Consider the following 19,288-nt stretch of genomic DNA (forward strand, 5'->3'; position numbering starts at 1 on the left):
TTTTAGACCTAAAATATAATTAAATTTGGCAGCATCGAATGCAAGCTAAAGTAAAAAAATACACATTAGATTTTAAAAGACCCAGTGGTACTTCACGGGGGATTCTCAATCAAAAGGAAACTTGGTTCCTGATCTTGGAAAAAGAAGGTCGTTTTGGAATCGGGGAATGTGGCATGTTTAAAAGCCTCAGTTATGATGATGTGCCTGAATATGAAGCCAAGCTTCAATGGACTTGTGACCATATAGAAAGAGGATTGTCCCAATTGTGGGAGGAACTGAGGTCATTTCCGAGTATCCAGTTTGGACTCGAGCAGGCCTTTTTGTCCTTGGAGTCAGGGGATCCCTATAGGTTGTTTCCCTCGGCTTTCACCAGTAAGGAAGCATCAATCCCTATAAACGGACTCATTTGGATGGGGGATAAGGGGTATATGTTGGAACAGATCCAACAGAAATTGGAGGAAGGGTTCCGTTGTCTTAAAATGAAAATAGGGGCTATTGACTTTCAATCTGAAATTTCCCTTTTAGAGGCTATTCGTAAGGAGTATTCCGAAGACCGGATTGAATTGCGGGTCGATGCCAATGGGGCATTTAAACCGGAAGAGGCCTTGGGTAAACTTACGGAATTGTCCAATTTCGGATTGCATTCCATAGAACAGCCCATACGGCAGGGCAATATTCTGGAAATGAAAGACCTATGTAAAAGAACGCCGTTGCCCATTGCCTTGGATGAAGAATTGATCGGGGTTATTGATGTAACGCAAAAGGAAGAGCTGTTACAAACCGTAAAACCCCAATACATTATTCTAAAACCTACTTTGGTTGGGGGGTACAAGGGGAGTGGGGAATGGATTGAAATTGCCGAACGTATGGGGATTGGATGGTGGATAACCAGTGCCCTGGAAAGTAATATTGGTTTGAATGCCATTGCGCAATGGACCTATACCTTGAACAATACAATGCCACAGGGGTTGGGAACCGGTGGCCTTTATACCAATAATTTTGAAAGTCCACTTGAAGTAAAAAAAGGATATATTTATAGCCGGGCGAATAAGGGTTGGCAACCAAATTTAATAGCGAAATTATGTATATAGAACAGGGATACAGAGGGAATTTGGGATTATGGAAATATTGGGTTCCTATTTTGGGGTTTTCAGCGATGATGGTGATAAATTATATTATGACCATTAATTCGCCAGTGGATGTCGATGTGATGATGGCCGATATCATCGATAAAATTGGGCTTAATGTATTCTTTATCTTGGCAATCGGTCCTTTGGTGGCCGGTTTCTTTGTTATCCTGGGCTGGGTGTATTTGGTTCACGGACAGTCCATCACCTCCTTGACGACTTCCCGAAAAAAGGTGGATTGGAAACGTGTAATGTTTTCCTTTTTGCTTTGGGGAGGTATAACCACCGTAATGATGTTGGCCGATATCATGATGTCGCCAGATGATTATGTCTTTAACTTTAAACCCGTACCTTTTTTAATATTGTTCGTGATGGCGGTAGTCCTGGTACCACTACAAACCAGTTTTGAAGAGTATATGTTTCGGGGACATTTGATGCAAGGCCTCGGGATCATGGCCAGGAATAGATGGGTGCCTTTGATCGTCACTTCCGTTCTTTTTGGGGTTATGCATGCCGCCAATCCCGAAGTGGGTAAGATAGGATATGGCATCATGGTATTCTATATAGGAACCGGATTCTTTTTGGGGATACTGACCTTGATGGATGAGGGACTTGAACTGGCACTTGGTTTTCACGCAGCGAATAACCTGACAGCAGCATTGCTGGTAACCGCGGACTGGACGGCTTTTCAGACCAATTCGATTTATAAGGATGTCTCACAACCCACATTGGGATGGGATATTTTTATTCCTGTCTTGGTGATCTATCCGATCCTTTTGTTGATTTTCTCAAAAAAATATGGTTGGACGAACTGGAAAGAGAGACTCACGGGAAAAGTAATGGATAAGGACGCTTTTATCGCACAAAATACAAATGAAACACATGTATAGGGATATTCATTATAAATTCAAATGGAACGGGGCATCCATTGATTACAAAGATTTAGGGGAAATAAGCTATAGCTTGATCAAAGAAGGCAAGTCATACCAAAAGGCAATGGGTGAGTTTTTATTGGATTGGATCGATAAGAACGATTATATCCCCGTAAAGACATCAGGTTCAACCGGGGAACCAAAAGAAATATTGTTAAAAAAACAAAATATGGTCAATTCGGCCAAAATTACGGGTTCTTATTTTGATCTATGGCCTGGGCAGTCTGCTTTGCTTTGCCTTCCCGGGGATTATATTGCAGGGAAAATGATGTTCATAAGGTCAATGGTCCTTGGTTTGGAATTGGACTGGGTGCCGCCTTCCTCGACCCCTTTAAAAGATTCGGAACGTTGTTATCATTTCAGTGCCATGGTTCCCTTGCAATTGGAAAATTCCTTGGACAAAATCAACCATATCAAAACCTTGATCGTCGGTGGTGCTCCAGTGTCCTCAGACCTTAAAGCGAAGATTCAGGATAAAATGACAGATATATATGAGACTTATGGTATGACGGAAACCATAACCCATGTGGCCGTGAAGAAAATCAACAATGGTGCCAAGGATTGCTTTGAAACATTGCCCAATATCTCCATAGAAAAAGACAATAGAAATTGCCTAGTATTACATGCGCCCAACTTAAATAATGAACGAATTGTCACAAATGATATCGTAGAACTGGTTTCCAATAAAGAATTTAAATGGTTGGGGAGGTATGATAATGTGATTAATTCAGGAGGAATTAAGTTGTTGCCTGAACAGATAGAAAGTAAACTTAATTCCGTTTTGAACCAAAGATATTTTGTTACAGGTTTGCCGGACGATCTATTGGGGCAAAAATTGATTCTTTTGATTGAAGGAAAACAGGAGGATGATCATCTTTCGGAAAAAATTAAAACCTTGCAGACATTGAAAAAGCATGAGGTTCCTAAGGAAATCATATTTGTTGAAAAATTCGTTGAAACTATAAATGGCAAGATTTCACGAAGGGATACCTTGGCTAAAATACAAAGCATTTAAAAGCGAATAGGGCGTATACCGTTAAGGGGGGTTATTATTGCCCTACTTTATGGCATCGTGATATGCGTATTCCGTACGAAGCGTCTCGATGTTAAATTCAAAAAGAATTTCGACCTCTAACCACTATACTTGCAACACCCCCATATTGAATTGTTTTTCTATGGGCGCATGGTTGGCCGCCTCTATGCCCAGTGATATCCATTTACGGGTATCCAAGGGGTCTATGATGGCATCTGTCCATAATCTCGCAGCAGCGTAATACGGGGAAACCTGATCGTCGTATCGCTCCTTTATTTTGTTGAAGAGGGCTTCTTCCTTTTCTTTGGTAATTGTTTCCCCTTTTTTCTTTAAGGAGGCTTTTTCAATCTGCAATAAAACCTTGGCGGCAGAATTGCCACTCATAACGGCAAGTTCTGCACTGGGCCAGGCTACAATCAATCTTGGGTCGTATGCCTTTCCACACATGGCATAATTACCTGCGCCATAACTATTGCCAATCACGATAGTGAATTTGGGAACAACGGAGTTACTCACGGCATTCACCATTTTAGCCCCATCCTTGATAATGCCCCCTTGCTCACTTTTACTGCCTACCATAAATCCGGTAACATCCTGTAAAAAGACCAACGGAATTTTCTTCTGGTTGCAATTGGCGATAAAACGGGTGGCTTTATCCGCGGAGTCCGAATAGATCACACCCCCGAATTGCATTTCGCCTTTGGCTGTCTTAACCACTTTGCGTTGGTTGGCGACAATCCCTACGGCCCATCCGTCGATACGGGCGTAGCCTGTTACTATGGTTTTTCCATAACCTGCCTTGTATTCCTCGAATTCCGAATTATCGACCAATCGACTGATGATTTCTCCCATATCGTACTGATCCGTTCTCGAACCGGGAATGATCCCGTAGATATCGGCAACGTTTTCCTTGGGGTTTTGGGCGGGTTTACGATTAAAGCCGGCTTTGTCAAAATCCCCGATCTTATCCACGATATTTTTAATTTTATCCAAGGCGTCCTTGTCATCCTTGGCCTTGTAATCGGTTACTCCGCTTATCTCACTATGGGTCGTTGCCCCCCCTAAGGTTTCGTTGTCGATCTGTTCCCCGATAGCGGCCTTAACCAGATAACTTCCGGCCAAGAAAATACTACCTGTTTTATCAACGATCAAGGCTTCATCACTCATGATGGGCAAGTAGGCGCCACCGGCAACACAACTCCCCATGACCGCGGCAATTTGGGTGATGCCCATACTGCTCATAATGGCATTATTCCTAAAGATGCGACCAAAATGTTCCTTGTCAGGGAAGATTTCATCCTGCATGGGTAGAAATACGCCTGCGCTATCGACCAAGTAGATGATTGGCAATCGATTCTCTATGGCAATTTCCTGGGCACGAAGGTTTTTCTTTCCGGTAATCGGAAACCAAGCGCCCGCCTTAACGGTGGCATCATTGGCCACTACGATACACTGCTTGCCTTGTACATGGCCTATTTTAACCACTACGCCACCTGAAGGGCAACCCCCGTGTTCCTCATACATACCTTCACCCGCGAATGCACCAATTTCTATACTTTCCCCATCGTCATCCAACAAATAGGCGATACGTTCCCTTGCGGTCAACTTTCCCTGTGCGTGTTGCTTCTCGATTCGGGATTTTCCCCCACCCAATTTCACTTGGGCCAGTCGCTTGCGTAATTGGGATAATTGCAACTTGTTTTGATCTTCGTTTTTGTTGAACTTAATGTCCATATACTATCGGATTTGTGAAATATTTGGTTAAAGATAAGGAGTAAAATTGATTACTTTTGGGTATAATTTAAATCAACATGGAACAAAAGATACGATGGGGAATTATCGGATTGGGAGGTATTGCCCATAAATTCGCCAACGACCTCAATTTGGTGGATGGTGCTGAAATTACTGCAGTTGCCTCAAGAAGTATGGACAAGGCAGCGGTATTTGCCAAACAATACCAGGCAAAACATGCCTTTGGTAGTTATAAGGATTTATTTGAATGCGATGAAGTGGATGTGGTTTACATTGCCACACCGCATACGGGTCATAAGGAATGGAGTATTATGGCGATGGAGCATGGGAAACATGTCCTTTGTGAGAAACCCATGGGAATAGACCGTTCGGATATTGAAACAATGATCGCCGTTGCAGGGAAGCACCAGGTTTTTCTTATGGAGGCGCTATGGTCACGCTTTAATCCTTCGATTAGGAAGGCAAAAGCGATGGTTGATGCCGGGGAGATAGGGCCATTGGGTTATTTGCATGCCGATTTTGCATTTTATGCCTTGGATAGGCCAGAGGAAGGTCGATTGTTGAATCCCGATTTGGGAGGGGGCTCTTTGTTGGATATCGGTATATATCCCGTTTTTCTTTCCTATTTATTGTTAGGGATGCCGGAAACCATTAAATCATCATCCAAGTTTTATAAAACAGGGGTGGAAATCCAAACTTCGATGATCTTTGATTATCCCAAGGCCCAAGCCATTTTGTATAGTGGGTTAACCTCCGAATCGAAAATGGAGGCAGAGATTTCGGGCAGTACGGGATCTATATTCCTCAACGGACAATGGCATATCGCACAAGGGTATAGCCTAAAGAAAGGGAAGCAGATCGATGCTGTTGAACTACCCACACCAGGTAACGGTTATACGTATGAGATAGAGGAAGTCAATTCCTGTTTGCGAAAAGGGAAGTTGCAGAGTGATTTATGGTCCCATCAAAACAGTTTGGATTTGGCCGAATTATTGGAAACCATTAGGGTCCAAAATGGGATAAAGTTTCCCTTCGAGCAATAAAATAGGGGTGTTTAGGATACTTTTTATCTAAAAATTACGATATTTGGAGTTACCAAAAACCTAACGAACTTAAAATGGGAATGAATAAAAATACTGTATTGGCATGGGCTACCTTTATTATGATATTTGTTGGCCTTGCACTTATAGCTTTAGGGGCTTTTAGATATGACGAAGTTGCCGGATGGGGATTTGCATCGGTTGGTGTTGGTTTTTTTGCCATTGCCTGGGTTTTCAATGCCCTTAAGGGACGCGTTTAACCACTACATTTTCCAATAATTTAATACCCAATATCAAATGTCCGACGATAAGAAAGTCATTTTCTCTATGTCCGGGGTTACCAAAACGTATAAAAATGCGAATACCCCAGTATTAAAAAACATTTATCTAAGTTTTTTCTATGGTGCCAAAATCGGTATCTTAGGATTAAACGGCTCAGGTAAATCCACGTTATTGCGCATCATAGCCGGTCTCGATAAGAATTACCAAGGCGATGTGGTGTTTTCACCAGGCTACAATGTGGGGTATTTGGAACAGGAACCTCAATTGGATGAGGATAAGACGGTCCTTGAGGTCGTGCGGGAAGGAGCAGCCGAAACGGTAGCGATTTTAGACGAATACAACAAGATCAATGACATGTTTGCCTTGCCTGAAGTTTATGAGGATGCGGATAAGATGCAAAAACTCATGGATCGACAGGCAGTGCTGCAAGATCAAATCGATGCTTCCAATGCTTGGGAGTTGGATACAAAGTTGGAAATTGCCATGGATGCGCTTCGGACCCCGGAACCGGATAAAAAAATCGGGGTACTTTCTGGAGGGGAAAGAAGAAGGGTAGCCCTTTGTAGGCTGTTGTTGCAAGAACCGGAAATACTTCTTTTGGATGAGCCTACCAACCACTTGGATGCTGAATCCGTACATTGGTTGGAACATCATTTGGCACAATATAAGGGTACGGTAATTGCCGTGACCCACGACCGTTATTTCTTGGATAATGTTGCAGGTTGGATCTTGGAACTTGATCGAGGTGAGGGTATACCGTGGAAAGGAAACTATTCCAGTTGGTTAGACCAAAAATCGAAACGAATGGCCCAAGAGAGTAAAACCGCATCAAAACACCAAAAGACCCTGGAACGGGAGTTGGAATGGGTGCGTCAAGGGGCTAAAGGTAGACAGACCAAGCAAAAGGCGCGTTTAAAGAATTATGACAAGCTCATGAGCCAAGATCAAAAGCAGCTCGATGAGAAATTGGAAATCTATATTCCCAATGGGCCACGCTTAGGAACCAATGTCATTGAGGCCAAAGGTGTGAGTAAGGGATATGGTGATAAATTATTGTACGAGGACCTGAACTTTAAATTACCCCAGGCAGGTATCGTTGGTGTTATCGGACCCAATGGTGCCGGTAAGACGACAATTTTTAGAATGATCATGGGAGAGGAAACCCCGGATAAAGGGGAATTCATAGTAGGGGATACCGCGAAAATAGCCTATGTGGATCAAAGTCATTCCAATATCGATCCAGAAAAAACGATTTGGCAAAATTTCAGTGATGAGCAAGAGTTGATCATGATGGGAGGAAGGCAAGTAAATTCAAGGGCCTATTTAAGTCGATTCAATTTTTCGGGTAGTGAGCAGAACAAAAAGGTAAGTATGCTTTCCGGTGGGGAGCGTAACCGCTTGCATTTGGCCATGACCTTAAAGGAAGAAGGGAACGTACTCCTTTTGGATGAGCCTACGAACGATTTGGATGTGAATACCTTGCGGGCCTTGGAGGAAGGTTTGGAAAACTTTGCGGGTTGTGCCGTGGTCATTTCCCACGATAGATGGTTCCTAGACCGTATTTGTACCCATATTTTGGCTTTTGAAGGGGATTCCCAAGTATATTTCTTTGAAGGTTCATTCTCTGATTATGAGGAGAACAAGAAAAAACGTTTGGGTGGTGATTTGATACCGAAACGAATCAAGTATAAAAAACTGATACGATAATAAAAAAGACCCTTCAAGATTTTTTGAAGGGTCTTTTCTTTTACAATCACTTCCGCTAATATTCGTCATTCGGGTACCAATCCAGTTGGATAACCTGAATATTCGGATCTCCCTTTTCAACTATGGTTTTGAATTTAGCAACATCACTCACCTCAGGTTTCCCCCTGTAATGATAAGGATATACTTGTTTGGGCTTAAATTCCAACACCGCATCGGCAGCACTTTCAACCGTCATGGTATATGGCAGGTTCATACAGATAAAAGCCCTATCGATGTGTTGTAGTGCCCTCATTTCTGGAATGTCCTCGGTATCCCCGGAAAAATAGATGCGCTCATTACCGATATTCAGTACATAACCATTGCCACGGCCGGCTTCATGGAATTTTTTCGCTTCTTCCCTAAGGTTATACATCGGAATGGCCTCTATATTTATGCCGTATCGTTCTTTGCTTTCCCCATTGTGCAGCACATCGATTTGGGGCGTGAATTCTTTGGGCATTTTGTCGGCCACGGCTTGGGGGGCGATTATTTTTGCTTTTTCGGTATCCAGGGCCTGTAAGGTTTCAATATCCAAATGGTCCCCATGAATGTCGGTGATCAAAATCAAATCAGGTTGTTTTTGGCCTTTAAAAGCCTCGGCACCACCTATTGGGTCTATGTATATGGTAATGTCGTTCCATTCCACAACCGCTGTGGCGTGTTCTATGGGAATGATTTTAACCGTTGGGCTAACAGATGGACTTTGGGAGGGCACACCATCGGCCTCGAGCTTGGGTTCTGTGTCGAGTGTGTGACTAATATTCTTTTTATCCTTACAGGAAATACTACAAAGGGTGATGACGAATGTGAAAAGTATAAGTTTTTTCATTTTTTCAGGTTTAATGATTCTATTCCATCCTTAAATAAGAATTTGCGATATGGGTATTTTAGTATCTGATTTTTAACTTCAATATAATACAATTTTGTGCCATGGCTTCTTTTTTACATAATCAATGGTGGTTTTTAATAGTTTCTTGCCCGTTTTTGTTTCCGGAATGTAGTCAGACGGTCATTATTTATACGGGCTTGAACGTTATGGTTTACAGTAATGAAGGGGAAACCACCTACAATCCATCCCATATGCTCCACAAAAAAAAAGAACAGCCTTGTCGTTTATCGATTTTTTGGGAGACACCAAAATTCGGGTATTCTTTACTTCGTATTAAAGTGATCTTCAGCCGACGTCAATTCCAAAATATGGAAGTTATTGATAATCTTACTGTTAAAAGGAGTTGTTTTCGTTTTTAAAATGATGGAAAACCAAAACATCCTTAAAAGTCAGGGATCGGGGAGGTCTAATATTTTAAGAATGTTAATTTTTTTTAATCCAAAAAAATCCAATCGGAAAATTGAACCGTATATAAAACACGAACAAACACTTTTATAAAGTAAAAGTTAATTAATTTTTAGATTATGACTGAAACAAAGAATAACAATGGATTAAAAGTATTGGCAGGTTTGCTAGGGGTTATACTTTTAGGTGTGATCATCTACACTGTGAGTCTTTACCAAGACAAGAAGGAGACCGAGTCTGTACTTACAAAAGAAAAAGAATTGGTTGTTGAAGACCTTAATAGTCTTAAGTCTGAATACGACAAAGCTATTTTGGAAAGCAATGCGACCAATGAAGAGTTGGTTACTGCTAGGGATAACATCGCAAAATACTTGGATTCAGTACAAACAATGAAAGCTGATATAGCTTCTTTATCAAGATATAGAAGACAAGTTAGTGTTCTTAAAGCTGAAAGGGAGCAATTGCTTAAACAAGTGGATTCGTTGACACGTTCAAATACGATGATTGCCATGCAACGTGACAGTACGTATGTTGAATTGGAAAAACAAACTGTCTTCAATGATTCCTTGGTGGTACAAAACACCCAATTGGCCGATGTGGTTGAAAAAGGTTCTGCCTTGAATCTTTCCAAATTCAACGTTGATGCCGTTAAGGAACGTAGCAGTGGTAAATTGGTTTCTACTTCAAGGGCAGGAAGAACCGATAAGTTCAAAATCTGCTTTACCGTAGCGGATAACATTATAGCCGAAGCAGGTGACAGGGAATTTTATGTAGAGGTTTTAGACCCACAAGGAAATGTTCTTGGAGAAAGTTTTTCAAAAACCAATGAAAGTGGAGCTTCCGTAACGTACAGTAAAGGCACAAATTTCTACTACGAAAACAAGTCTTTGGATGTTTGTGATTACATTGGTAAGCCAGCGGGTGATTTCCAAAAAGGAAATTACATGGTAAACGTTTATGATGACAAATTAAAATTATTGGGAACTTCCAAGTTCACTCTAAAATAGATAATACACACTATCCATTTAAACGAAAAGGGGCAATCTTAATTGATTGCCCCTTTTTAATATTTCAAATATGGAATAGGTACGCTATTTTAAACTACCTACCATATCCTCAGGTTTTACCCATTCGTCATATTCCTCAGCGGTAACATAACCAAGATTCACGGCTTCTTCTTTTAAAGTAGTACCGTTCTTATGGGCTGTATTTGCAATTTCAGCAGATTTATAATATCCTATTTTAGGATTAAGGGCCGTAACCAACATTAAGGAGTTGTTCAATAATTGTTTGATCACTTCATGGTTTGGTTCAATACCTATTACACAATTGGTTTCGAAACTTAAGCAGGCATCACCCAATAATTCGGCAGATTGTAAAAAGTTCGCCGCCATAACCGGTTTAAAGACATTTAACTCGTAGTGTCCTTGTGTACCACCAACAGAAATAGCAACGTCGTTACCCATTACCTGTGCGCAGACCATGGTCAATGCCTCACATTGGGTAGGGTTTACTTTCCCGGGCATGATGGAACTTCCCGGTTCGTTGGCAGGAATAATGATTTCACCGATTCCTGAACGTGGACCGGATGCCATCATACGTACATCATTGGCAATCTTATTCAATGAAACCGCCAACTGTTTTAATGCCCCGTGACTTTCGACAATGGCATCATGGGCAGCTAGGGCCTCAAATTTGTTTTCAGCCGTTTTAAAAGGTAATCCGGTGAATTTGGCAATATATTGGGCTACGAGTACATCGTATCCTTTAGGAGTGTTCATACCGGTACCTACAGCTGTTCCCCCAAGGGCGAGCTCACTTAGGTGGTCCAACGTATTGTTCAATGCTTTTAAACCATGTTCCAATTGTGAAGCGTAACCGGAAAACTCTTGGCCAAGGGTTAGGGGAGTGGCATCCATTAAATGGGTACGTCCTATTTTAACCACATTTTTGAATTCCTTGGATTTTTTCTCCAAGGTCTCCTTAAGTTTGGTGACACCGGGAATGGTGACTTCAATAATTTTCTTGTACGCGGCAATATGCATACCGGTAGGGAACGTATCGTTGGAGGATTGTGATTTATTCACATCATCGTTTGGTTGAATGGTCTTTTCCCCTTCACCGATAACATTACCCGCCATTTCGTGTGCACGGTTCGCGATGACCTCGTTGACGTTCATATTGCTTTGTGTACCGGATCCTGTTTGCCAAATAACCAAAGGAAACTGGTCATCGTGCTTACCATCCAGGATTTCATCACAAACAGAAGCGATTAAATCTCTTTTTTTCTCATCAAGTACGCCCAATTCGTGGTTAGCGTATGCTGCTGCTTTTTTTAAATACGCAAAGCCGTAAACGATGTCCAAGGGCATTGATGCCGAAGGTCCGATTTTAAAATTATTTCGAGAACGCTCAGTCTGTGCGCCCCAGTATTTATCGGAGGGCACCTCGACTTTTCCCATCGTGTCTTTTTCGATTCTGAAACTCATATGTAAGGTGTTTTTTATTTCCTGCAAAGGTACTCCATTACGGGATTTTAAGAGAGGCAGGGAAACCTTAATTTTAGAAAAATCAACATTTTTTTTGAATTTGATTTGTTCTTTTGAATCTTTTCAAAGTATATTTGTTTTTAATAAACAAGTACAGATGTTTGATTTTGACCAATATTTAGGATTTTTAGCGTTTTTAACCATATTGACCATTGGTTTCTGGTTGATGATTTTCTTATTGACCTTTGTTGTACCTTATTGGTTATTCGGTAATATTCGTGAACTGATAAAAGAAAAGCGCAAGGCCAAAGCGGCTGCGCGATTAGAGGAATAAAAAAAAGAAGCCATTTGGCTTCTTTTTTGTTTTGGACATATTCATTCTTTTATCCTTCAAAATCCATATCATCGTCCCCACCGCCATTTCTTTGGCCGTTTCTTTCACCTTTTTGGTTCTGGGGCTGATTGAACCTGTAGAGGAAAGATAGGGTAACTTGTCTTTCCCTACGTTGAAATTCACTATACGTAAAAACGTTGTCGGTTCTGGTTTCACCCCTACGCTTACGGGTATTGAATACATCACTCACATTCAATGAAACCGTGGCCTTATCCTTAACAACATCCTTGCTAAAGGCTAAGTTGGTGCTCAACATGCTTTTGTATTTTGATTGTGCACTCTCCGAGGGTCCCATATAAAAAAGGTTGGATTGGAAATCAATGGCTCCCGGTAATGGTAATTTAGCACTGAATCTCGTGAAATAGGCAAAATTGTCCACGTCAAAATTTTGTACTATCAGTTCATCCTGATAATTGGTGTATTCATAATCCCCGGTTAATTTTTGTTGGAATAGATTCAAATTCCAACTTAATCTCCAATTTCTTTTAGGAACAAAGGATGTGGTAAACTCCATACCATATCGACTTTCGTCCGCCAAATTGATGGGTGTTCGCACTTGAACGGGAACAATAACCGGATTTGCTGGGTCATCCGGATTTTCTATCTCAACAAAATCCCCGGTTTCTTGGGTAATAAACTGGAATACTCCAGTGGAGTGATTGTAATAGGCAGAGGTGTTAAAGGTAAATTTATCCCACCTTCTTAAATAGCCCAAATCAAAGGCATTGGTATAGGTAGGGTCCAAATCGGGATTTCCTTGGAACAGGTTGGTGTTACTCGATCTTGAGGGAAACGGATTAATGAACCTGGAACGTGGCCTACGCAATCTTCTACTATAACTGATGGTCAATTGTTCCTTTTCGGAAAATTCATATCCTAAAAACAGGGAAGGAAACCAATTTACATAGGTTTTGTTGCTTACCTCGTTGGTATTTACCAATTCGACGCCTATATCGGAAGCCTCCATACGAAGTCCGCCCAAAATATTGAATTTACCGGCCTTGGTTCCCAATTGGGTGTAGGCCGAGTTCACATATTCCTTATAATTGAGCTCGTTACTGAAATCCGGGTCGCTGGCCAGAACCCCGTTGCTAAGTATGCCGTAATTAAAATCGGTATTGAAATTATTGAAAGTTCCTCTATAACCTATTTCAAACTGGGATTTACTGTCCTTGCCAAAAGGCAGAACGTAATCCATTTGTACCAATTGCCTAACTTGACTTTCATCGTTGATGGTCTGTTCTGTGGGTAGCTCATCATTTTCGCCCACAACGGTCTCTTCTATTATGGAATTTTCGAGTTCGCTTCCCGAGGAATATTGATAGTCGATGGTTAGTTCATGCCCGTCTTTATCGAAATTTTTCTTATAGTTGACCGAATACTGCACATCCTCATCATCATCACTTTCGGTTGAGAACCGGTTTCTTAGGATCGTAGGGTTCATCAAAGCATCGAAATTGAAAAAATCAATATTCGTATTATCGTCCCCTCCTGACGTTCTATAAACCAAGGAATTGGTGATACTACTGGATTCATCAATGAAATACTCAAAACCGATATTGGTATTAAAACCATCACTTTGTCTTTGATAATCCCTGATTTCATCTTGGAAGCTTGCGGTGGAGCCATCGGCATTAAAGTTTTCCTGTTCAAAAAGGGCATTTCCAGGACTATTACGGTATCGATAGGAGGTATTTGTGAAAATATTGAACTTGTCCCTTCTTAGATTGAGGCTAACATTGGCTCCATAAGACTCAGGGTTTCCTACGTTTAAACTTACTGAACCATTGATCCCGGCTGTCTTACTTTGTTTTAGGATGATGTTCAGGATTCCGGCTGTTCCTTCTGCATCGTAACGGGCAGAAGGGTTGGTGATGACTTCCACTTTCTCGATAGCTTCGGCGGGCAGTTGTTGTAAAGCGTCGGTACTTAGTCCGGATAGGGCAGACGGCTTACCATTGATTAGGATCCGCACACTTTCATTGCCACGAAGACTGATATTTCCTTCAACGTCAACGGTAACCGATGGTACGTTATCCAAAACATCCGTAACGGAACCTCCCTTGACGGTAAGATCCGATCCTACATTATATATTTTTTTATCGAGACGAAGTTCAACGGTGGTTCGCTCTGCGGTTACCTCAACTTCCTGTAACTGCTCCACATCAAGGGCTAACTTGATGGTTCCTAAATCCGTGGAGGTCCTGAAGGTCTGGGCATCGAGGGTATAGGTCTTATAGGATATGTATTCTATCCTTGCGTTATATTTTCCGGGCATGACCTCGACATCGAACTTACCGGATGTATCGGTAATGCCACCGGTCACTTTATCGGGATTACGAAGGCTTTGTAGGATTAGGGTCGCATATTCAAGGGGTTCGCCCGTATCCTGATCTAGAACTATTCCTGTTATATTTATGGGTTCAGGGGATTGCCCTTGGGGTCTTTGCGCTGTTGCAATGAATGTTGTTAACGATAAAAATAACGGAAATAGTTTTTTCATGTATTGGATGTATTTAGCCTTTGTCCTTCTTTTTTTTCTTTTTCTGCTTTTTTTGCTTCTTCTTTTTCTCCTTTTTGGTTTTTGAAACCCCTTTTTTCTGTAATTCCACGAATGCCTCGTATTTTTCCAAAGGCAATCCTGCTTTCAGCTCCTCTGTCTGCCGCACCGTAATTTTGTCCATCTGCTCTCGCATTTGCTCTGGCGTCAACTTAAGTATTTGCATTTCGATACGTTCTTGCACGTACTTCTTTAAAATGCTACTTAGAACAGCGGTTTCAAATTCATTCAATTCCAAGGCCGAAGCAATTTCCGGCATTTCATTATCCACAATTTGATCAGCGGTCAGGGGTTCCGGTTCTTTTTGCGGTGCTGTGGCCTGTGGTATGGAATTACGTGCCCTACCATAACCATATCCGCCCCTACTTCCATATCCGCCATAGCCGTAGCCATTGCCATAACCATATTGTGCTTGTACTTCCACTCCTGCCATTAACAGGGTAAACAGTACCATCAAAAACGATTTATTGATTTTCATTATGTGGTATATTAGATTTCAAAAATAGTTGAAGGTTTAACCCTTAAAGGTTAAAACTTTGTTAATTCAAATGTCGTGTATTCCCAATACAAACAAGAAAGGTGCCAAAATAGGGTGTTTGGTTCTAAACCACTAAAAAAATCAAGTGGTTTCTCACTCTTTTAATAGCTCAAGTATGTTTTCGGTGGGTCTCCCGATAACGGCTTTGTCCCCCTTTACGACAATAGGACGTTCTATAAGCTTGGGATGTTGAACCATGGCCGTGATGATTTCATCCTCGGTGAGGTCCTTTCCTCGGTATTGTTCTTTCCAAATAGCCTCATTCTTGCGCACCAATTCCCCTGCAGGCAGGTTCAAATACCCCAATAGCTCCTTCAATTCCTTTTTGGTAGGAATGTCCTCAAGGTATTTGACAATCTTAAACGGCTCTCCGGAGGCTTCCAAAGCACTTAAGCCTAGGCGCGATTTGGAGCATCTTGGATTATGGTAAATTTTGATCATGATGTTTTACTTATTATATTTTAATGCCCAAGGCATTTAATTCACTATGTAATTGGTCAGGGTTCTTGAAATGTATACCCGTGATACCCATTTGGTTGGCAGCTTCAACATTATCGATGTTGTCATCAATGAAAACCGCTTTTTCTGGGGTGATACGATATCTGTCCAGCGTGATTTCATAGATTTCTTTGTGGGGTTTTCTGGTGTTTTCATCACCGGAAACAACAATTCCCTCGAAATCATTCAAGAATTCAAAACGTTCCAAGGCCACGGGAAAGGTCTCGTTACTCCAATTGGTCAACGCCAACAGGTTGTAGGTTTCCTTTTGTTTTAGCTGTTTTAGAATGGCAACCGTTCCTGAAATAGGGCCTCCTAACATCCTAGGCCATTCGTCATAATATAGCCTGATCCAAGATTCGTATTCAGGAAACTCCTTAATCAGTAGATCCGTACCTACCTTTAAGGGCCTTCCGGCGTCGTGTTCCATATTCCAATTGTAGGTGCAAATGGTGTTAAGAAACCAATCCACTTTTTCTTCATCGCCATCAAAAACATCGCGATAGAGATATTTCGGATTCCAATCAATCAGAACCCCACCCAAATCAAATATAATCGTATCGAATGCGCCCATGTGATCTGTTTACAGGATTAGTCTTCTTCTTTTTGTCCCATCATCATGAGAAAGGCCTTTAGGAATTGATCGATATTGCCATCCATAACGGCGTCGACATTCCCGGTTTCCTCACCGGTCCTAACATCCTTGACCAATTTGTATGGGTGCATTACATAATTTCGGATCTGTGATCCCCATTCAATCTTCATCTTGGACGATTCAATTTCCTCCCGGGCTTCCATTTTCTTGCGCAATTCAATCTCGTACAATTGGGATTTCAACATTTTCATGGCCGTGGCCCTATTATCGTGTTGGGAACGCGAATCGGAACATTGGATCTGTATGCCTGTAGGCTTGTGGACCAATTGGACCTTGGTTTCCACCTTGTTTACATTCTGACCACCGGCACCACTGGATCTTGCCGTGGTTATCTCTATATCGGCAGGGTTGACATCGATTTCGATACTATCGTCGACCAAAGGATATACATAAACCGAAGCGAAAGAGGTATGCCTTTTGGCATTACTGTCAAAAGGGGAGATGCGCACCAAACGATGTACACCATTTTCGCCTTTCAACCACCCAAAGGAATATTCACCCTCAATTTCAAGGGTCACCGTTTTAATACCGGCCACATCACCTTCTTGGTAGTTGAGTTCCTTGACCTTGTACCCGTTTTTTTCGCTCCACATCATATACATGCGCATAAGCATAGCGGCCCAGTCACAACTTTCGGTCCCACCGGCTCCTGCGGTAATCTGTAAAACGGCGGTCAGTTCATCACCCTCTTCGGAAAGCATGTTCTTGAACTCTAATTTTTCAATGAGATCCACGGCTTTTTCATATTGGGCCGTAACCTCGGATTCGGGTACTTCGCCTTCTTTTTGGAACTCGATTAAAACCTCGAGGTCGCCGACCATGGTCTTGGCGGCATTGTAATCATCGACCCAATGCTTTTTCGATTGGATGAATTTCATTTGCTCCTGCGCTTTTTTGGGGTCATCCCAAAAATCCGGGGCAAGTGTTTTTTCTTCTTCGTTCTCTATCTCTATAAGCTTGGCATCTATGTCAAAGATACCTCCTTAACGCACCAAGGCGCTCTATAAGATCTTTGGATTGATCTACGGTTATCATATTTTTCGATTTAAACACAAAAATAATATTCTTTAAGGGACTTATAGCGGTATGGTCAAAAGTTTTACTGCTGCTGCTGATGGGATACCAGTACGGAATGTTTGGTTTCGTTACTGCCACTGGCATAAACAACTCCCCTCAGTGGGGAACAATCGTTATAATCCTTTCCGTGGGCTACTTTAATATGGCTATTGTTTGCCAGGATGTTATTGGTAGGGTCAAACCCTATCCACCCTAAATTTGGAATATAAGCCTCTGCCCACGCATGCATTTGTGAGTCGCCAAAATATCCATTGCCCTGATGAAGATATCCCGAGATATAACGGGCCGGAATATGGTTTTGTCTAGCAAGTGCACAGAATAAATGGGTGAAATCTTGACAAACACCTTGTCTGTGTTTTATAATTTGGTCGAGCGTGGTGTAAACGTCTGTCACCTCGGGAGCATAATATATTTTTTCAAACACCCATTGATTTAAGGCTTGAAGGTTTTCGAAAATCGATTTATGGGTATCAAACGAGAATAATGTTTTTGTTTCGGTTGGAATGGACGTGTAATGGGTTTGTCGTAAGAAGGGTTCGAAATCTACCTTGAAATCCAGTTCCATGACCTTTTGGTAATCTATGGCAATATCTGAATTAGGTTCAAAATCAAAGGGATTTACATTGTTTTTGATGAGCTTAAAAGAAGCTTCAAAGGTGATATGTTTGAATTTGGACTTTGGCTGTACCCTAATGGTTTTAAATCCATACCCATTGATAGAATGTTCGTTGTAGGCATCAATCGAGTTTTTAAAATCGACCGTTATGAATTCTTGGTTGATGTTATGTTCAGGAATGATCAGAAATTGCCAATGGGCATCGTTTACCATACTTTCATAATGGTTTTCAGCCTTGTAGGTAATAAAGTATTCTAATGACATAGGTTTTATACAGGCTGCTAAGTTAAAGGAATGTTCCAACATTAATGGTTAAAATACTCCATTTCCATTTTTTGACTTATTTGTCCTAAACTGTTAAGGATATTCTCAATGAAAGATTGGATGTTGTCCTCGATTTCCTCAATGTGTTTATATCGATATTCGGACCTTGTTTTGCCTACAAGAAAGGCTGTTGAGTTTTTATTATAATGTTTACTGGTATCCAAGATCAAAATATGTGCATATACCTGATTTAAACAGTTCATTACCGATCTTGGGCAGTTGGGATTCAAGATCAAAAACTCCAAAGTTGAAATACTGGTTGGGGTCTTTTTGTATAAACGGCGCATCATATCATAGGATTCCGTGCATTTCAATAGGGTAGTCCATTCGAAACTTTTACTGAACTTGTCGCCATAGCTTCCTTGTGCCTTTAACGCATCATTATATTTTGCATTTATTATACGGGTAATCTGTGTAGCTCTTTCAATATTCATGCCCATCATTATTAGGGCATAAACTTCATTGTGTAATAGGGTTCCTCGAATTTTACCACGCAATACGGCAGTGATCTCGGTGATATTAACCGTAAAATCATAGAGTCCATTTTTTACGAAGGATCCCACGGGGTAGTTTAATCCGAAATGATAGAATTTGTTTATGGATTCATAGAGTTCGGTAGATATTAAATCCCGTGCACTATTGGCATTCTCCCTTGCATGTTTAATATTATTGATGATTGAATAGGATGTATCAATGTCCAGACCGATCTTATAGAGCACATCTTCTTCATTGAGTTCAACCGAGAGGTCTTCCGTTTGGTCACCCACCATATATAACATGGATTGAAGAACGAATTGTCTGGATTGGGACAATTTATTGGGGGCATCCAATGAAGAAAAATAGTTGACATTCAGATAACGGGCAATATGTTCGGACCGTTCAATATAACGTCCCATCCAAAAAAGGTTATTTGCTACACGTGCAAGCATAA

General features: G+C 41.3%; 18 protein-coding genes. 8 read left to right on the forward strand and 10 right to left on the reverse strand.

Annotation, left to right across the window (positions count from 1 at the left end):
* Positions 1–38 precede the first annotated feature (38 nt).
* Genes LX92_RS14400 through LX92_RS14410 form a run of 3 tightly spaced genes read left to right on the forward strand, consistent with a single transcriptional unit; the run spans position 39 to position 3,074 of the window.
* On the forward strand, positions 39–1,091 hold the full coding sequence (locus tag LX92_RS14400; RefSeq protein WP_109651968.1) for an o-succinylbenzoate synthase: 1,053 nt from the start codon (positions 39–41) through the stop codon (positions 1,089–1,091).
* A complete protein-coding gene (locus LX92_RS14405; protein WP_109651971.1) occupies positions 1,082–2,017 on the forward strand; it encodes a CPBP family intramembrane glutamic endopeptidase in 936 nt (311 codons plus the stop codon). Before LX92_RS14400 ends, LX92_RS14405 begins: the two co-directional genes overlap by 10 nt.
* Positions 2,001–3,074 (forward strand): AMP-binding protein, encoded by a 1,074-nt coding sequence (locus LX92_RS14410; RefSeq protein WP_109651974.1) that lies wholly within the window; start codon positions 2,001–2,003, stop codon positions 3,072–3,074. The genes LX92_RS14405 and LX92_RS14410 overlap by 17 nt, the downstream gene beginning before the upstream one ends.
* 123 nt (positions 3,075–3,197) lie before the next feature.
* Here LX92_RS14410 and LX92_RS14415 read toward each other — a convergent pair whose 3' ends face one another.
* Complete coding sequence (locus LX92_RS14415) at positions 3,198–4,826, reverse strand: acyl-CoA carboxylase subunit beta (RefSeq protein WP_109651977.1); 1,629 nt, start codon at positions 4,824–4,826, stop codon at positions 3,198–3,200.
* 77 nt (positions 4,827–4,903) lie between these two features.
* On the opposite strand from LX92_RS14415, the gene LX92_RS14420 reads away from it, so the two are divergent.
* The 3 genes from LX92_RS14420 to ettA all read left to right on the forward strand — a co-directional run bounded on the left by LX92_RS14420 (position 4,904) and on the right by ettA (position 7,873).
* On the forward strand, positions 4,904–5,887 hold the full coding sequence (locus LX92_RS14420) for a Gfo/Idh/MocA family protein (protein ID WP_109651980.1): 984 nt from the start codon (positions 4,904–4,906) through the stop codon (positions 5,885–5,887).
* Between the two features lie 74 nt (positions 5,888–5,961).
* Positions 5,962–6,144, forward strand: coding sequence for a CAL67264 family membrane protein (locus LX92_RS14425; protein ID WP_109651982.1), 183 nt, complete (start codon positions 5,962–5,964; stop codon positions 6,142–6,144).
* A 37-nt stretch (positions 6,145–6,181) separates the two neighbouring features.
* Positions 6,182–7,873, forward strand: coding sequence for an energy-dependent translational throttle protein EttA (gene ettA / locus LX92_RS14430; protein ID WP_109651985.1), 1,692 nt, complete (start codon positions 6,182–6,184; stop codon positions 7,871–7,873).
* A 55-nt stretch (positions 7,874–7,928) separates the two neighbouring features.
* On the opposite strand, the gene LX92_RS14435 is transcribed toward ettA, so the two are convergent.
* Positions 7,929–8,741 (reverse strand): MBL fold metallo-hydrolase, encoded by an 813-nt coding sequence (locus LX92_RS14435; protein ID WP_109651988.1) that lies wholly within the window; start codon positions 8,739–8,741, stop codon positions 7,929–7,931.
* Positions 8,742–9,325: 584 nt separating this feature from the next.
* Here LX92_RS14435 and LX92_RS14440 point away from each other — a divergent pair.
* A complete protein-coding gene (locus LX92_RS14440) occupies positions 9,326–10,213 on the forward strand; it encodes a hypothetical protein (protein WP_109651991.1) in 888 nt (295 codons plus the stop codon).
* 84 nt (positions 10,214–10,297) lie between these two features.
* On the opposite strand, the gene fumC is transcribed toward LX92_RS14440, so the two are convergent.
* Entirely contained in the window at positions 10,298–11,695 is a 1,398-nt protein-coding gene (gene fumC, locus LX92_RS14445; RefSeq protein WP_109651994.1) for a class II fumarate hydratase, read from the reverse strand.
* Between the two features lie 157 nt (positions 11,696–11,852).
* On the opposite strand from fumC, the gene LX92_RS22455 reads away from it, so the two are divergent.
* Complete coding sequence (locus LX92_RS22455; protein WP_170117854.1) at positions 11,853–12,029, forward strand: hypothetical protein; 177 nt, start codon at positions 11,853–11,855, stop codon at positions 12,027–12,029.
* 49 nt (positions 12,030–12,078) lie between these two features.
* Here the strand turns inward: LX92_RS22455 and LX92_RS14455 are convergent, their stop codons facing one another.
* The 7 genes from LX92_RS14455 to LX92_RS14485 form a co-directional block, all read right to left on the reverse strand.
* Positions 12,079–14,592: a TonB-dependent receptor domain-containing protein gene (locus LX92_RS14455; protein WP_109652000.1), complete on the reverse strand. Its 2,514-nt coding sequence runs from the start codon at positions 14,590–14,592 to the stop codon at positions 12,079–12,081.
* Between the two features lie 13 nt (positions 14,593–14,605).
* Entirely contained in the window at positions 14,606–15,127 is a 522-nt protein-coding gene (locus tag LX92_RS14460; RefSeq protein WP_109652003.1) for a hypothetical protein, read from the reverse strand.
* A gap of 153 nt (positions 15,128–15,280) precedes the next feature.
* The gene (arsC, locus tag LX92_RS14465) at positions 15,281–15,628 is read right to left on the reverse strand and encodes an arsenate reductase (glutaredoxin) (RefSeq protein ID WP_109652006.1); all 348 of its coding nucleotides are present in this window, start codon (positions 15,626–15,628) and stop codon (positions 15,281–15,283) included.
* A gap of 13 nt (positions 15,629–15,641) precedes the next feature.
* Positions 15,642–16,259 (reverse strand): HAD family hydrolase, encoded by a 618-nt coding sequence (locus tag LX92_RS14470; RefSeq protein ID WP_109652008.1) that lies wholly within the window; start codon positions 16,257–16,259, stop codon positions 15,642–15,644.
* Between the two features lie 17 nt (positions 16,260–16,276).
* A protein-coding gene (gene prfB / locus LX92_RS14475) for a peptide chain release factor 2 (protein WP_109652009.1) occupies positions 16,277–17,375 on the reverse strand; the annotation gives its coding sequence in 2 pieces (ribosomal slippage) (positions 16,277–17,311 and positions 17,313–17,375; 1,098 coding nt in all).
* Between the two features lie 64 nt (positions 17,376–17,439).
* Positions 17,440–18,297, reverse strand: coding sequence for a transglutaminase-like domain-containing protein (locus tag LX92_RS14480; protein WP_109652408.1), 858 nt, complete (start codon positions 18,295–18,297; stop codon positions 17,440–17,442).
* Between the two features lie 41 nt (positions 18,298–18,338).
* Complete coding sequence (locus LX92_RS14485; protein ID WP_109652011.1) at positions 18,339–19,286, reverse strand: alpha-E domain-containing protein; 948 nt, start codon at positions 19,284–19,286, stop codon at positions 18,339–18,341.
* Positions 19,287–19,288 lie beyond the last annotated feature (2 nt).

Source organism: Maribacter polysiphoniae, from assembly GCF_003148665.1.
Lineage (GTDB): Bacteria > Bacteroidota > Bacteroidia > Flavobacteriales > Flavobacteriaceae > Maribacter_A > Maribacter_A polysiphoniae.

What these genes read in the sequence shown, in the direction of transcription:
- LX92_RS14400 (WP_109651968.1), top strand. Translation starts at nt 39, where the DNA reads ATGCAAGCTAAAGTAAAAAAATACACATTAGATTTTAAAAGACCCAGT.
- LX92_RS14405 (WP_109651971.1), top strand. Translation starts at nt 1,082, where the DNA reads ATGTATATAGAACAGGGATACAGAGGGAATTTGGGATTATGGAAATAT.
- LX92_RS14410 (WP_109651974.1), top strand. Translation starts at nt 2,001, where the DNA reads ATGAAACACATGTATAGGGATATTCATTATAAATTCAAATGGAACGGG.
- LX92_RS14415 (WP_109651977.1), bottom strand. Translation starts at nt 4,826, where the DNA reads ATGGACATTAAGTTCAACAAAAACGAAGATCAAAACAAGTTGCAATTA.
- LX92_RS14420 (WP_109651980.1), top strand. Translation starts at nt 4,904, where the DNA reads ATGGAACAAAAGATACGATGGGGAATTATCGGATTGGGAGGTATTGCC.
- LX92_RS14425 (WP_109651982.1), top strand. Translation starts at nt 5,962, where the DNA reads ATGGGAATGAATAAAAATACTGTATTGGCATGGGCTACCTTTATTATG.
- ettA (WP_109651985.1), top strand. Translation starts at nt 6,182, where the DNA reads ATGTCCGACGATAAGAAAGTCATTTTCTCTATGTCCGGGGTTACCAAA.
- LX92_RS14435 (WP_109651988.1), bottom strand. Translation starts at nt 8,741, where the DNA reads ATGAAAAAACTTATACTTTTCACATTCGTCATCACCCTTTGTAGTATT.
- LX92_RS14440 (WP_109651991.1), top strand. Translation starts at nt 9,326, where the DNA reads ATGACTGAAACAAAGAATAACAATGGATTAAAAGTATTGGCAGGTTTG.
- fumC (WP_109651994.1), bottom strand. Translation starts at nt 11,695, where the DNA reads ATGAGTTTCAGAATCGAAAAAGACACGATGGGAAAAGTCGAGGTGCCC.
- LX92_RS22455 (WP_170117854.1), top strand. Translation starts at nt 11,853, where the DNA reads ATGTTTGATTTTGACCAATATTTAGGATTTTTAGCGTTTTTAACCATA.
- LX92_RS14455 (WP_109652000.1), bottom strand. Translation starts at nt 14,592, where the DNA reads ATGAAAAAACTATTTCCGTTATTTTTATCGTTAACAACATTCATTGCA.
- LX92_RS14460 (WP_109652003.1), bottom strand. Translation starts at nt 15,127, where the DNA reads ATGAAAATCAATAAATCGTTTTTGATGGTACTGTTTACCCTGTTAATG.
- arsC (WP_109652006.1), bottom strand. Translation starts at nt 15,628, where the DNA reads ATGATCAAAATTTACCATAATCCAAGATGCTCCAAATCGCGCCTAGGC.
- LX92_RS14470 (WP_109652008.1), bottom strand. Translation starts at nt 16,259, where the DNA reads ATGGGCGCATTCGATACGATTATATTTGATTTGGGTGGGGTTCTGATT.
- LX92_RS14480 (WP_109652408.1), bottom strand. Translation starts at nt 18,297, where the DNA reads ATGTCATTAGAATACTTTATTACCTACAAGGCTGAAAACCATTATGAA.
- LX92_RS14485 (WP_109652011.1), bottom strand. Translation starts at nt 19,286, where the DNA reads ATGCTTGCACGTGTAGCAAATAACCTTTTTTGGATGGGACGTTATATT.